Origin of the sequence: Bradyrhizobium sp. NP1 (assembly GCF_030378205.1) — a bacterium.
Taxonomy (GTDB): Bacteria; Pseudomonadota; Alphaproteobacteria; order Rhizobiales; family Xanthobacteraceae; genus Bradyrhizobium.
The window spans coordinates 3087765-3102037 of sequence record NZ_CP127385.1 but is presented as its reverse complement, the minus strand read 5'-3'; the positions used below and the strand labels follow the sequence as shown (position 1 = coordinate 3102037).

The following is a 14273-nucleotide window of genomic DNA, read 5'->3' as shown; positions in this document are numbered from 1 at the left end:
TGGGCGCCGCTTGATTGCGGCTTGTGAAAGCTATTTCGAGGCTGGCGAAATCGTGTCACATCTGCGGTCGGTCCGACATGTCGGGTTGTCGGGAAAGGGCCGCGACGGACGGAGTACGAAATGTGAATGAGGCGGCGAAGGCGAAGGCCAAGAAAGGAAAAGTCCAGCGAGGAGCGGCCGGCGGCCAGGCCACCCGGCAGCACGTGCTCGATACCGCCGAACGCTTGTTTGCGACGCACGGCCCCGAGGCGGTCTCGATCCGAACCATTGCGAGCGAGGCCAATGTCAATCTCGGCGCCGTCAACTATCATTTTACGTCGAAGGAGAAGCTGTTCGAGGAGATTTTTCGCCGCCGAGTCGTTCCGCTCAACGATCAGAGACTCGAACTGCTCGACAATCTTCTGGCGCAATCGGGCGACAAGAAACTGCCCGCGCTTGAAAAGGTCGTCGAAGCCTTCGTGACGCCTCCACTACAACTAATCGCCGATGCATCCGGCAGCGGCCGCGCGCTGGTCGTGATGCAGTTTCTTTCTCATGCGTTCTCAAGTCCCGGCGAAGCCGGGTTCCTCGAAGCCTATTACGAGCCAGTCCGTACGCGCTATATCGAGGTGTTGTGTCAGCTGTTGCCCCATCTTGCGATCGAGGACGTGCTCTGGCGCTACAACTACATGGTCGGCGCGATCATCTACGCCATGGGCGGCCCCTCGCGCATGACGCGGCTGCCGCGCGGGCTCAAGCGCTCTGAACGCGTCCGCTCCGGGAGCGCCGATGATGCGATCCGGCAATTGACGACCTTCGCGGTGGCCGGATTCCAGGCACCGTCCTGCGGTGGGCCTCGACCCGTCATATCGAAGTCGCTTGAAAAGGGCGCGCGACAGACCGCCGGCTAGGCGTGTCACCGGCGAGCGACGCTCACGTCTCTCAGACGTTGACGATGATCCTTCCCTTCGCCTTGCCACGATATCAACCGGTCGGCTCTGTCGTCAGCACCTCGAAGCCGCGAAGGCCAGATTGATGACGATCCTGGCCGAACGGCGACACGGCGAGGCCATCCCGCCGCTCGAGCAGTAGATCCAGCGGCGTTATCGCAACGGGGCACGCAGTGGATTTTCACGCAGAAAATTGACACCTGACGGGCTCACAAAGACCGCCTCGATGCGGCTGGGCGGTGCCCGGCAGGGCTGGCCGTGTTCGGCGTCAGCCACCGCCCTGGATGGTCTTGACATCCGGGTCAATCATCGTTTCGCAGTTCATGCTAGGCTGAACCAATATAGGCCTGAACAACTGAGGGGTCACTGCGAGCCGCTGCGGCACTACCGCTCCAGATCAAGCGTCCGGAGCTAAGAACATAGGCGTGCTGCGCCACCTGCAACGCCTTGGTGGTGTTCTGTTCTACCACAAGGATCGAGAGGCCCTGCTGCCTGAGACGCTCGATGGCCTCGTAGCAGAGGTCGACGTTTTTGGGCATCAGGCCCAGCGACAATTCGTCGATCATCAGGAGCCGCGGCTCCGACATCATGGCCCGTCCGATCGTGACCATCTGCTGTTCGCCTCCGGAGAGGTTGTCCGCGCGGGAATGCATGCGCTCGGCCAGTCGCGGAAACAGGTCGAGCACCCGCCCTAGATTCGCCGTCTCGCGTTCGCGGGGGCGGCAGAAGCCGCCCATCAGCAGATTTTCGCGCACCGTCAGGTCGCGAAACAGCCGACGGCCTTCGGGCGCGACCGCAACGCCTTTGCGGACGCGCTCCCGCGGCGGCAGCGCGGTGATATCCTCGCCAGCAAGGTAGATGCGGCCTTCCGTACGCTGCACGTGCCCGGCGACGCTCTGGATCGTGGAGGATTTTCCGGCGCCGTTGGCGCCGACTAGCGCGACGATCTGGGCCTCGCCCACCTCGAGGCTGATCCCGCTCACGGCTTCGATCTTGCCGTAGCGGCAGGTGAGGTTCTCAATGCGCAGCATTCCGCCACCCCTCACCCAGATAGGCGGTAATGACCGCATCGTCCGCCATCACGGCGGCCACCGGACCGTCGGCGATCTTTCGCCCGTTATCGAGGACGAGAAAATGCCGGCAGATGCGTTGTGCTTCCGCAAGGTTGTGCTCGATCAGCACGATCGTAACCCCCCCGCCGTTGAGCTCAAGGATCGTATCGGCAAGCTTGCCGGCCTCGGCCTGGTTGAGACCGGCGAGCGGCTCGTCGAGCAACAGGACGACCGGCTTCATCGCGAGTGCGCGTGCGACTTCCAGGCGCTTGAGGACGCCAAGCGGCTGCGAGCGAGGCTCGGCATGCGCAAGCGAGGCGATCCCAACGAGCGCAAGAAGCTCCATTGCCTGCTCTCGCTGCCGCTTGCGGCTGACGCTTCCGATCGCCACCAAGGGAGACGCGGTACGGTCGTGCCCGACGGCGAGCGCGACGTTGTCGAGAATCGTGAGATGGCGAAACGGACGGACGATCTGATTGGACATGCCGAGGCCCGCGCGCGCCCGCTGCGCCACGCGGAAGCGGCGCATATCGCGTCCATCGAGCAGGACCTGGCCGACCTGCGGCCGAACCTGCCCCGAGACGACGCGCAGCATGGTCGTCTTGCCCGCGCCATTCGGTCCAATCAGTCCGACGAGCTCGCCCTTGCCGACGGCGAACGAGACATGATCGATCGCCCGGATGCCGCCGAATTGCACGGCGATATCTTTCACCTCAAGGGCGGGAAACGCTGCGTCGCTGGCGGTCATGGCGAGCCGGCTTCCTTCCGCCTGACCAGAGCGAGCAGACCGCCAAGGCCTTCGGGCAGAAATCGCATGGTGAGAAACAGCAACGCGCCGAAGATCAGGAGCTTGTAGTTGTCGGCAAATCGCAGCAGTTCCGGCATGATCGTCAGGATCGTCGTCGCGACGATGCAGCCGGTGATGGATTGCATCCCGCCCAGCACGACCATGCACAGCACCGAAATCGACGTGGTGAAGCCGAAGGCGTCGGGGCTGACGGCGCGCAGATAGTAGGCCAGAAAACCGCCCGCAAGTCCTGCCAGCGCCGTCCCGATGCAGAATGCCGTCAGCTTGTAGACCCTGTTGTCGACTCCGATCATCTGCGCCGCGACGTCGTCGTCGGCCACAGCCGAAAAGCCGAAGCCGAGCCAGCTGCGCCGGACGTGCAGGCAAAACAGGATCACCAGGACGGTCGTCACCAGCTCGAGGGCGACAAAGCCGTCGCGTCCGAAAGAAGGCGTCGCGATGCCGCTGATCCCGATCTCGCCACCCAGCGCATCGTTCTGCTTGACGACGCCGAGGAAAATGAAGCCCGCCGCCATGGTTGCGATCGCCAGAAAGTCCTCGCGGACGCGCAGGCTGCATAATCCGACGACAAAGCCAGCCACGGCCGCCGCCGCCATGGCGGCCGGAAGCGTGAACCCGATCGGATATCCGGCCTTGGCCAGCAGGGCCGCGGTATAGGCGCCTACGCCGTAGAATGCCGCATGGCCGAGGCTCACCTGACCGCAAAGCCCTGAAATCAGATGCAATCCGAGCGCCAGGATGATGTTGATGCCGACGAGCGACACGATCGAGAGAACATAGGCGCTCACGCGGTCCTCCCCATCAGGCCCGCGGGCCGCAACATCAGCACGACAAGCAGCACGGCAAACGCGATGGCGTCGCGATCGAGCAGCGTTCCAAGATAGGTCGTGCCGAACGCCTCGATCAGGCCGAGAAACAGGGCCGCAGCCAGTGCGCCCCTGATGCTGCCCATGCCGCCCAGAACAATAATGGCCAAGGCCTTGTAGCTCGGCACGCTTCCCATCGTCGGCTCGACGATGTTGTTCAGCACCCCGACCATCGTGCCCGCCACCGCGGCGAAGGCCGATCCGATGAAGAAGGTCATGTCCCGGATCAGCCGGATATCGACGCCGAATGAGGAAGCCATCTGCGGGTCGGACACCGTCGCCCGCGATGCGATCCCGATGCGGGTCAGGCGGTTGAAAGCATCCAGCGTCGCGAACAAGAGGAGCGTGACGACAATGACGCTGAGTTCTGCCGCGGTCACGCCGATGCCCAGGATATTGAACCGCTCCTGCAGCGGCGGCTTGAGGTAGGATAGACCGTAAGGCCCGAACACGATGCGAAAGACCTCTTCCATTGTGATGAAGAGGCCGATCGATACGATCAGGACCACGTAGGGCGGCCGGTTCAGGATCGGCTCATAGCAGAAGCGATAGATCGCAACGCCGCCCAAGCCCACCACGACGACCGAGCAGGCCAGCGCCAGCGCCAGGCTGCCGCTGGCATTGGTGATGGTGAGCGAGACGTAGGCGCCGAGCGTGAACAGCCCGGCATGCGCGATGTGAAGCACCCGCAGCAGGCCATAGACCATGACAAGACCTACCGCGATCAACGCGTAGATGCAGCCGTTCAGCAGTCCCTGGAATGCCAGCTCCCAGATCAGTTTCATGATGCGGTACGAAAGGCTCCGCCTCGGGATCGCTACTGCGTCGGTGGCGCGAGCAGCACCGGATCCTCGATCACGCCATAGGACTGCCACTTGCCGTCCTTCACGATGCTGACAGGAAACGATCGCTGCACCTCGTGCAGGCTGTTGAAGCTCAGATCTCCGACCACGGTGTGCATCCTGGTTGCCGCCAGCGCCGTGCGAATGGCGGCCGGATCGGTGCTCTTGGCGGCCCGCAGCGCCGCGATCAGCACTTCAGCGCTTGCATAGGCCTGCGAGCCCGCGGCCTCGGGGCGGAAGCCCGCCTTTTTCTCGAAGACGTCGAAGAACGCCTTTTCCTGTGGCGTCGTGCCGGACCAGTCGATCACATTGGTGATGATGGCACCGTCCGACGCGGGCCCGGCGATATCGATGAACTTGGTGGAGCTGTAGGACTGCGCGCCGACGAACGGCACGCTGACGCCGGCGGCGCGAATCTGGTTGAGCAGCGGGCCGCCGGTGAAATAAAAGCCCGACGCGTAGATCAGGTCAGGCTTGTCTTCCTTGATGCTGGCGATCATCGGACCGAACTGGCGGTCGGCCGGCGAATACTCGTATTCCCTGACGATCTTGAAGTTGAACTTGTCCGCCGCGCTCTTGAGGCCGGCCGCGACGGTCTTGCCGAAATCGGTCTTGATGGTGAGCAGCACGATCGACTTCGCCTTCAGCACGTCACCGATCAGCTTCGCCCCGGCACGCCCCTCCACCTCGCCCATGCTGCCGACGCGGAAGACATAATCGCCGGATTTCGTGATATCCGGCTGCAACGCGATGGCGACAACATAGGGAATGTGCGCTTCCTGGAACACGGGCGCGGCGGCCTTGGTGGGCGCGGAGAAGCCGGCCGAGATGACGGCGGCAACCTTGTCGCCGATCAGCTTGTTGGCGATCGGGACAGCCTGGTCCGGCTTGCCCTGATCGTCATAGCTGACGAGCTCGATCGGCCGCCCGTCGATGCCGCCGGCCTTGTTCGCCTCCTCGACAGCCAGCTTGACCGCGATTTCGGCCGACAGGCCGTCCGCCGACGCCGGTCCGGTCAGGCCCGCGTGAAAGCCGATCTTGACCGGCGTCTTGTCTTGGGCAGCAGCGGGCACGATGTGCACCGCGATCATCGCCGCGGCCGAAAGAAGAAGTCGGCGGTTGATGAACATCGTCTGTCTCCTCGGAGCTGGACCTTCGGGGCTTACTTCAGTTCGACCGTCATTTCGACTTCGGAAGTCAGACCGAAGGGCAATGCAACGTATCCTTCGCCGGTCCTTGTGTGCTTGCCCGCATCGCCGAACGCCGTCACGAGCATCGCCGAGCAGCCGTCGGACAGCTTGGTCAGGTCGTTAAAGCCCTCGACCGTGCGAACCTTGACGCGGAGAAAGACGATGCGCTTAACCTGATCGAGATCGCCGACGGCGACCTTGATCCGCGCAAGCTGCCGAACGCAGGCGAGCTGAACGGCCGTTTCCGCGGCCTCCATGCTGACCTGGTCGGGAACGCGACCCTTGACAAACTCTCCCGACGGGGTCTGCGGCCCGCCGCTCGACAGATACAGGATCTTGCCGACCTGGATGGCGTCGACATAATTGCCCATCGCCGGCTTTGGCACCGGAAGCTTGCCGTCGGCGTAGCCGAGCTTTTCAAGCAGCGGCTTCAGGCGGTCTTCGACTTCGCCGGCCCATGCGCCGTGGCCAAAACCGGTCAACGCCAAAGCCAAGATGGCCCCCTGAAAGAATTTATTCACTCGCATCACTCCCCCCTGCCTGGATCGATGATAACCGGCCGGCCAACGCCGTGCCGTCCCAAAGTCCTATCCCTTCGCGCGCTCAGCCCCGGCTGCGGCCTTGTATGCATTCGACGCGTTGTCCAGTTCTTCTTGCGTCAGCACATCGAGCACGTTGGTAAACCCATTCGGCGCGCGCTGTTCGGCGAGAATCATTACCGACTCCGGCCCCATCTTCTCGCGATTGATACGCACCAGCTCGGCCAGGACCGGAAGGCGCTTGTCCTGATAGGCACGCAGCGCCGCCACGGGATTGCCGCCTTCGGCCAGACTGTCCGCCAGCGCTGGCGCGTCGATGATCGCCTGCGTGGCGCCATTCGAGCCAGCCGGATGCATCGGATGAGCCGCGTCGCCCAGCAATGTGACTCGACCAAAGCTCCATTGCGTCACAGGGTCGCGATCGACCTTGGGAAACTCGTAGCAGGTGGGCGCAGCCGCGAGCACGGTTGGCACGTCCAGCCAGGAAAAGCGCCAGTCGACGAACCTTGCCGCGACGTCAGGCACGGACGCCTGCCGGTTCCAGTCCTCGCGCGGCGGCATACTGTCCGTGATGGTATCCTCGGCCACCCAGTTGACGTTGATGAGCCCATCCTCGCCGACAGCAGCATCAACCGGATAGACCACCACCTTCTTGTCCCGATGTCCGGCCATGATCATGGTCCGGCTGTCAAAGAAGGGGCGAACGCGGGAGATGCCGCGCCACATGATCTGCCCGCCAAACTTCGGCAGGCCTTCGTTCGGATAGAACGTCTTGCGCACGGCCGAGTGGATGCCGTCGGCGCCGACCAGGATATCGCCGCGCCGGGACGACGGCCGCTGCCCATCGGGACCGGCCGCGAAATGCACGACAACCTCCTGCTCGGACTGCTCGAAACGTTCGAGACGATGTCCGGCGTGGATCCGGTCAGGCCCGAGCGCCGCCGATACGGCTTCCAGCAATAGCCCCTGCAAGCGGCCGCGATTGATGGCAGCCTGCTGATAGAGATAGCCCGCCGCGCGACCGCGCGGCTCGTGCCAGATCTCCTGGCCGTGCTTGTTGAAATAAGCCAGCTTCGCCACGGCGCAGGAATCGCGCGCGATCGCTTCCGCCAGACCGACCACGACGAGATCGCGAACACCGTGCGGCTGGATGTTGATGCCGAGCCCGAGCTCGCGGATTTCGGGAGCCGCCTCGAAAATCTCGACCTCGAAGCCACGCCGCCTCAGATGCAGCGCCGCGGTCAGCCCGCCGATCCCGCCCCCTGCGATCAAGACCCGCAACATGCGATCAATCCGTGAAATATTCGCTTGATGTACGTATGATATTTCTTAAGTTCGGTCAAGCATGCGAGGAATTACCGCGGCAATGTGACCTTGCCTTGCTGCTTGCGCCATTCCTGGTACTGCTTGCGGCTTTCGTCGGTGGCGGGAAACAGGCCGAAGATGGATCGGCCGCGGCGGATCTCGGCATCGGCGAATTCTTCATAAAGCGTCGCTTCATAGGCTTCACGCGCCACTTCCTCGGCAAATTTCGCGGGAAAGACCACGACGCCTTCGCGGTCGCCGACCACGATGTCGCCGGGATAGACCGCAACGCCGGCACAGCCAATCGGCAGATTGAGATCGGCCGCATGATGGATGATCGGGCTCGCCGGCGAGGCGGTCTGTTTCTGGTATGCCGGCAGGCCGGTGTTTGCCACGCCGGCCACATCGCGAAAGCCGCCATCCGTGACGATTCCGGCCGCCCCTCGCGCCTTTAGCCGCGCGACCAGAAGATCACCGGCGGAGGCCGCGCGGGCATCGCCGCGCGAATCGATAACAAGCACTGACCCAGCCGGACATTCCTCGATGGCCCGCCGCTGCACGTGATCGGGCCGGGCATATGCCGCCATATTGTCGATGTCCTCGCGCGCGGGGATAAAGCGCATGGTGAAGGCCTCTCCGACCATGTTCTCCGCGGTCGCGGCGACCGGCGAGATGCCGTGGAGAAAGATATTGCGCAGCCCGCGCGAAAGCAGACAGTTTGTCAGCGTCGCGACATTCACGCCGCGAAGCATGTCACGCGCCTCAACCGAGAGAGTCATCGCCTGTTTCCTCAAAATGGCTCCGGAAGCCCAGTTGCATCTACCATCTTCTAATATATCATGCGCACAAGAGATAGCCGGTATTTGCCGAAATGAAGGAATCGGAAACCCGCAGCAGCGACAGCCCCCAAGCCGGCGAGACCGCCTGGCTTCGTCCCCATTCGCTCGCGGAGGCTGCGCGCATGGCTTTCGAGCCCGGCGCGGTTGTCGTCGCCGGCGGATGCGAGGTCGCCATGAGCCTGCGCGCCGGGGTAGTTCGTCCCGACCGGCTGATCGCGCTGTCCGATATCGCCGGTGCGGATCGGCTGACAGCTCATCCCAAGATCGGGCTTTCGATCGCCCCCCTGGTACGCATCGATGCGATCGCAAACCATCTATGGGTCGCCAAGCGCTGGGCCGCGCTACACGAAGCCGTCGAGCAAATGCTGCTCCCGCAAATCCGCCAGATGGCGACCGTCGTCGGCAACGTCTGCTGCGGCCGCCCCGACTACGATCTGATGCCGGCATTGATGGCGCTGGGAGCAACCGCACGCGCCGTCTTGCCAAACGGGGACACCGTTTCCCTCAAGCTCGACGATCTTTATGACCACGCTGGACGGTTCTCGCTCGGGCGCGGAACGATCGTCCGCGAGATCTTCGTTCAGCCGCCTTCGCCCGACGCCGGCAGCGCCTTCCGCAAGATCGTGGTTGCGGATAAGCCGCTGATCGCCGCCGCCTATGTGGCGCTTAGCGCCGACGCCAATTCGATCGAACAAGCCACGCTTGTGCTGGGAGGATGCCTGCCCGCGCCATTGCACATATCGGCCGCGGAATCCCTGTTGCGCGGCGCGCCCGCAAGGACGGCGAGCTACGAGCGGGCCGGACGCGAGGCCGCGGAAAGCCTGCGAACGCTGGACACGCCGCTGGCCGATCGCGAATTGCGGATCAGATTGGCCGCCGTGCTGGCGCGCGACTCGCTCGAACAAGCGGCGAGCCGGGCTCGGTCCAAGCACAACCCCTTCGATGACGCAGAAAGCATGTTGTAGGCGATGTATCTGGCGCTCGACATCGACGGATGTCCCGTAGAGATGGAAGTCGACACCTGCGCGACGCTGCGGCAGGCTTTGAAGGCGAACGACTGTGCAGAGCCGAAAAACGAACCTTCCTGCGAGGCCGCCACATGCGGCGCCTGCACCGTTCTCCTGAACGGCGCGCCCGTGCTCGCGTGCCTGACATTGGCGGGCGCGAGCCGCGGCGGGCGCGTCGTCACCGCCGCCGGACTACGCGGCGCAAAGCTCAATCCGCTCAGGCGCCTGTTTGCCCGCACGGACATCAATCCATGCGGTGCGTGCGCTTCCGGAATCCTGATCTCCGCCTCTTCGCTGCTCGCCGCAAATCCGCGTCCGACCCGAAACGACGTCCGGCATGCACTGGCCGGCCATGTCTGCCGGTGTCTGGGCTATTCGAGCATCATCGATGCCGTCATCGCCGCCGGCGAGCAGCCGGATGAAACCTTCATCCCGCACGAGGCGCTTCCCTCGAGGGATCAGATCGTCGCGGCGCTGTCGCTCCAGCAGGCGGTGGATCAGGATAACGCACTGAAAAACATCGATCCGCTGGAGGCATTGCGCTCGCGCGTGGCGGAGGCCGGCGCGTTGCCGGCGCTCGATCAGGCCGCCGCTGCTTTCGACTGGCCGTCGCGGCGCAATCCTCCCGTTCAATCGGCGCAGCGGCATCTTCCAGCCGCGGCGGTGGCGCTGGTCGAGCACGCAGGCATCACGTCCATCGCCCTCGTCGACCTCGAATTCGACGCAGAGACAGCGATCGTCAGCCTGCGCAAGGTGGTGGCCGTCGTCTCCGCGAACCCGTTGCCGTCGGGCTGCGCCGAGATCGCCGAGGCGGCGGTGATGGATGCGTTCTTCATCGCGTTGCGTCGAAGCGAAGCGGCGAGCGCAAGCCAAGCCGTACTGTTTCCGAAGGATTTTCCGGCGACGATTCAGGCGCCCGACGTCACGGTCTTCACCGCGTCGAGCGTCGATGAAACACAGGCCGAACCGGGCCAGATCCGCGAGGCGGCATGCCTTGCGACGGTTTGTGCAATCGGCAGTGCGATCTCGCGCGCCTCGGGACGCCGCCTGCCCGCCCCTCCGTTCACGCCGGACCGGCTGCTCGCGCCGTCCGGTCAGGGAAATAGCAGAATTCTGGACAATGCACATAATATATCATAATAGTATCTCATGTTGACAGCAGGGCGAGGTCGGGCGTGGAACGGGTTCGTTTGAAATGGGTCGCCTACACGGCTTACCAGGCCCCCGATCTCGACGTGATGGAGCAGTTCCTGGTCGACTTCGGCATGATGCGGTCGGCCAGAACCGAAACCGGCCTCTTCATGCGCGGCACCGGTGATGCGCATCACATCCATGTCACCCGGCTCGGCGCTGAACCGAAATTCCTCGGCGGCGCATTCACGGTCGAAAGCCGTGAGGAGCTGGAGAAGGCGGCAGGCATTCCCGGCGCGTCGGCCGTCGAGCCGATCCTCGATCCGGGTGGCGGCTTTCGCGTCACCTTGACGACGCCGAACGGTCATTCGATCTGGATCGAGCACGGCGCCGCAAAAGTCGCCGCGCAGCCGATCCGCCGCTCCTACCGCATGAATTTCGCCTCCGAGCATTTGCGTTTCAACGGCACCGTTCGCCAGCGCGCCGAAGCAACGCCGGTACTGCGGATTGGTCATTTCGTGCTCTGGGTGAAGGACGCGGTGGCCGAGGTCGACTGGTTCCGCAAGTATTTCCGGCTGGTGCCGTCGGACTATATCTGCGCGCCAGGCGATCCCGACCCGATCATCAAGGGTACCTTCCTTCGCTACGACGAGGGCAAGGAATATGTCGAGCATCACTGCATCCTCGTCAACGAATCGAAGAATTTCGGCTGCCATCACAGCTCGTACGAGGTGCTCGACCTCGACGCCGTCATCGCGGGGCATGAGCATCTGGCGGCAAAGGGATGGAAGCTCGACGCCGGCTATGGACGGCATTATCTCGGCAGCCTGATCTACGATTATTGGCTCGATCCGTTCGGCAATCGAATCGAGCACTATACCGACACCGATCTCGTCAATGACGACTACGAGCCGGTGTATTTCGTCGGCCAGGCCCACGAGACGACGCAATGGGGCATGGCTCCTCCGCCGTCATTCTTCGATTGACCGCGCCTGCAATGATCACCGCTCAAGATCAGCCTGGATCGACCGGCGCTTTCAGGCGCAAGGAGGACCGGCGTCTTGTCACGGGCCAGGGGCGCTTCGTCGACGATCTGAAGCTCCCCGGGCTTTGCCATGCGGTCGTTGTCCGCTCGACCGAAGCGCACGCGGATATCGTGGCGATCGACACCACCGAGGCGGCCGCCCTGCCCGGCGTCATCGCCGTCCTGACCGGCGCCGACCTCGCGGCCGACAAGTTCGGCGATATCCCGTGCGAAAGCATTCCCGCCGCGGTCGCCGGCAACGGCTGGCAGCGCACGCCCTTTCAGGCGCTGATCGCGGACCGCGTTCTCGCCGTCGGCGATGCGGTCGCGCTTGTGATCGCGGAGAGCCGGATCGCCGCCCGGCGCGCGGCGGCACTCGTGGCCGTCTCCTACGAGGCGCGACCGGCCGTCGTATCGATCGAGGATGCGCTCGCCGACGGCGCGCCGCGGCTCTATCCCGACAAATCGAGCAATGTGTGTTTCGATGTCACGCTGGGCGACGTCAAGACGACCGAGGCGGCCTTTGCTCGCGCGGCTCATATCATCGACGTGGCGACCCGCCAGCCTCGGTTGATCGGCGCGGCGCTTGAGCCGCGCTGTTCGATCGGCTGGTACGATCCATCCGACCAACGCTGGACGTTGACGACCTCGACACAAAATCCGCACAGCGTACGCCGCCTGCTTGCCGAAAACGTGCTGCGAGTGCCCGCAAACGCGGTCCGCGTCGTCGCGCAGGATGTCGGCGGCGGCTTCGGAACCAAGGGACGGCTCTATCCCGAGGACGTTCTCGTGCTCTGGGCATCGCGTCGGCTCGGCCGGCCGGTGAAATGGACCGCCGACCGCAGCGAAAGTTTTCTGGCGGATTTCCACGGCCGCGACCAGGCCGCCGATGGCCGCATCGCGCTTGACGAAGATGGCCGCATTCTCGCGATCGACGTGACGACGCGGCACAATCTCGGATGCCGCCTTGGACCGGCCACCGGCGTCTCGCCGTTCCTCACTGCGCGCATGATCGTCGGTCCCTACGCTATCCCGACGGCGCACGTGCGGCTGCAAGGCGTATTCACCAACACCCGCACGACCACATCCTATCGCGGCGCCGGACGGCCGGAAGCGACCTATTTCATCGAGCGGGCGATGGATGCGGCGGCCCGACATCTCGGGCTCGATCCGGTCACTATCCGCCGCCGGAATCTCGTGAAGCCCACGGCCATGCCGTTCAGGACCGCCGTCAACGACAAGTTCGATTGCGGCGAGTTCGAAGCGGTGATGGACAAGGCGCTGCTCGCCGCCGACTGGGACGGATTTCCCGCGCGGCGAAGCGAAAGCGAGCGGCACGGCAAGCTGCGAGGCCGCGGCATCTGCTGCTTCGTCGAAGTGGCGGCGATCAGCAACGAACGGATGGAAATCAGGTTCGATCCGGGCGGCACCGTCAGCGTCCTCGCCGGCACATTCTCGCACGGCCAGGGGCACGAAACCCTCTATTCCCAGCTTCTGTCAGAGTGGCTGGGGCTCGCGCCCGACAACATCCGGGTGATCCAGGGCGACACCGACAAGGTCTCGCATGGCGGAGGTACCTACGCCTCCCGCTCCCTGACCGTCGGCGGTTCAGCGCTGAAGAACGCGGCTGACATCATTGTTGCGAAGGCCAGGGATATCGCCGCCTGGATGATGAAGGTGGACCCGGCCGAGGTGAGCTTCGAGGATGGGATATTCAGCCATCGTTCGAGCAACGCGACCATCCATCTGCGCGATGCCGCGAAAGCGTCCTATCAGCCGTTCGGCTTTCCGGTTCATCTCGGGGTCGGCCTCGAAGCCGTCGGCTACTTCGCGGCGACGCCGCAGAACTACCCGAATGGCTGTCATATCGCCGAGGTCGAGATCGATCCCGATCTCTGCACCGTCAATGTCGTGCGCTACGTGGCCGCCGACGATGTCGGCAACGTCATCAATTCGACGCTGCTCGCGGGCCAGCTTCACGGCTCGACCGCGCAGGGCATCGGCCAGGCCATCGGCGAACGCGTGGTCTACGACACGAGCGGCCAGCTCTTCACTACCAGCTTTCTCGACTACGCGATGCCGCGCGCCCAGCATATTCCGCCGATCACCTCGATCGAGCACTCGGTGCCGACCTCGACCAATCCGCTTGGCGTAAAGGGCGGAGCCGAGGTCGGGACCATCGGCGCTCCGCCCGCGATCACGCAAGCCGTCGCCGACGCGCTTGGCGCGCGGATAGATATGCCGATCAACCTGCCCTTCACTCCGCGAGCGGTCTTCGAACTGCTTGCGCAGCATCACAATCACGGCACCCGGAGGAAACTGATGAGCCTGGAAGTTTTGATCGACACCGCCAAGCTGGACAAGGACAACTGGCTCGATTTTCCCGAATACGGATTCAAGCAGTATTTTCTCTGGAAGCATCCCACCAGCGGCGCGAGCATCGCTCTGCTGGACTTCCAGGAAGGCGGCGGCGTGCCGGTCGCCCACTCGCACGCCTCCAATCAGTTCATGTACTGCATTTCGGGCGAATATGAATATTCCGGCTCCAACCTGACCTTGCGGGCCGGCTCGTTCTACATGAATCCGAAGGACAGCCCGCACGGGCCCACCATCGCGCGCAAACGGTCGCTGCTCATCGAGATCTATGACGGCCCGCATTACTACGAAAAGCCCGTCTTCCACACCGACAAGACCATCGGCGAGTTTCTCGCCAAGCCCGAGTGACGCCTTCCGAAATGGCA

14 protein-coding genes are annotated in these 14273 nt (G+C 63.9%); 5 read left to right on the top strand and 9 right to left on the bottom strand.

All coding sequences use genetic code 11. The features are described 5' to 3' along the window. Positions 1-122 precede the first annotated feature (122 nt). Positions 123-890: a TetR/AcrR family transcriptional regulator gene (locus QOU61_RS14590; protein ID WP_289659509.1), complete on the top strand. Its 768-nt coding sequence runs from the start codon at positions 123-125 to the stop codon at positions 888-890. 365 nt (positions 891-1255) lie between these two features. On the opposite strand, the gene QOU61_RS14585 is transcribed toward QOU61_RS14590, so the two are convergent. From QOU61_RS14585 to QOU61_RS14545, 9 genes are all read right to left on the bottom strand, one after another. Continuing rightward, positions 1256-1960, bottom strand: coding sequence for an ABC transporter ATP-binding protein (locus tag QOU61_RS14585; RefSeq protein ID WP_289659507.1), 705 nt, complete (start codon positions 1958-1960; stop codon positions 1256-1258). After that, positions 1947-2729: an ABC transporter ATP-binding protein gene (locus QOU61_RS14580; RefSeq protein WP_289659505.1), complete on the bottom strand. Its 783-nt coding sequence runs from the start codon at positions 2727-2729 to the stop codon at positions 1947-1949. The genes QOU61_RS14585 and QOU61_RS14580 overlap by 14 nt, the downstream gene beginning before the upstream one ends. Next, the gene (locus QOU61_RS14575; RefSeq protein ID WP_289659503.1) at positions 2726-3577 is read right to left on the bottom strand and encodes a branched-chain amino acid ABC transporter permease; all 852 of its coding nucleotides are present in this window, start codon (positions 3575-3577) and stop codon (positions 2726-2728) included. Before QOU61_RS14575 ends, QOU61_RS14580 begins: the two co-directional genes overlap by 4 nt. Then, positions 3574-4440 (bottom strand): branched-chain amino acid ABC transporter permease, encoded by an 867-nt coding sequence (locus QOU61_RS14570; RefSeq protein ID WP_289659501.1) that lies wholly within the window; start codon positions 4438-4440, stop codon positions 3574-3576. The genes QOU61_RS14575 and QOU61_RS14570 overlap by 4 nt, the downstream gene beginning before the upstream one ends. A gap of 32 nt (positions 4441-4472) precedes the next feature. Further along, a complete protein-coding gene (locus tag QOU61_RS14565; protein WP_289659499.1) occupies positions 4473-5627 on the bottom strand; it encodes an ABC transporter substrate-binding protein in 1155 nt (384 codons plus the stop codon). Positions 5628-5659: 32 nt separating this feature from the next. Continuing rightward, the gene (locus QOU61_RS14560) at positions 5660-6181 is read right to left on the bottom strand and encodes a RidA family protein (protein ID WP_289659497.1); all 522 of its coding nucleotides are present in this window, start codon (positions 6179-6181) and stop codon (positions 5660-5662) included. Positions 6182-6274: 93 nt separating this feature from the next. Beyond that, a complete protein-coding gene (locus tag QOU61_RS14555) occupies positions 6275-7510 on the bottom strand; it encodes a flavin-dependent oxidoreductase (RefSeq protein WP_289659495.1) in 1236 nt (411 codons plus the stop codon). A 71-nt stretch (positions 7511-7581) separates the two neighbouring features. Next, complete coding sequence (locus QOU61_RS14550; RefSeq protein WP_289659493.1) at positions 7582-8310, bottom strand: ribonuclease activity regulator RraA; 729 nt, start codon at positions 8308-8310, stop codon at positions 7582-7584. 58 nt (positions 8311-8368) lie between these two features. Then, a complete protein-coding gene (locus QOU61_RS14545) occupies positions 8369-8494 on the bottom strand; it encodes a hypothetical protein (RefSeq protein WP_289659491.1) in 126 nt (41 codons plus the stop codon). On the opposite strand from QOU61_RS14545, the gene QOU61_RS14540 reads away from it, so the two are divergent. From QOU61_RS14540 to QOU61_RS14525, 4 genes are read left to right on the top strand one after another with little or no spacing between them, the layout of a single operon-like run. Continuing rightward, positions 8493-9335: an FAD binding domain-containing protein gene (locus QOU61_RS14540; protein ID WP_289659489.1), complete on the top strand. Its 843-nt coding sequence runs from the start codon at positions 8493-8495 to the stop codon at positions 9333-9335. The genes QOU61_RS14545 and QOU61_RS14540 overlap by 2 nt on opposite strands. Positions 9336-9338: 3 nt before the next feature. Continuing rightward, positions 9339-10517, top strand: a complete 1179-nt coding sequence (locus tag QOU61_RS14535; RefSeq protein WP_289659487.1) for a (2Fe-2S)-binding protein — start codon at positions 9339-9341, stop codon at positions 10515-10517. Between the two features lie 35 nt (positions 10518-10552). Then, positions 10553-11494 carry a VOC family protein gene (locus QOU61_RS14530; protein WP_289659485.1) on the top strand — a complete coding sequence of 314 codons (942 nt, stop codon included), beginning with the start codon at positions 10553-10555 and terminating at the stop codon, positions 11492-11494. A gap of 11 nt (positions 11495-11505) precedes the next feature. Beyond that, the gene (locus QOU61_RS14525) at positions 11506-14256 is read left to right on the top strand and encodes a molybdopterin cofactor-binding domain-containing protein (protein ID WP_289659483.1); all 2751 of its coding nucleotides are present in this window, start codon (positions 11506-11508) and stop codon (positions 14254-14256) included. Positions 14257-14273 lie beyond the last annotated feature (17 nt).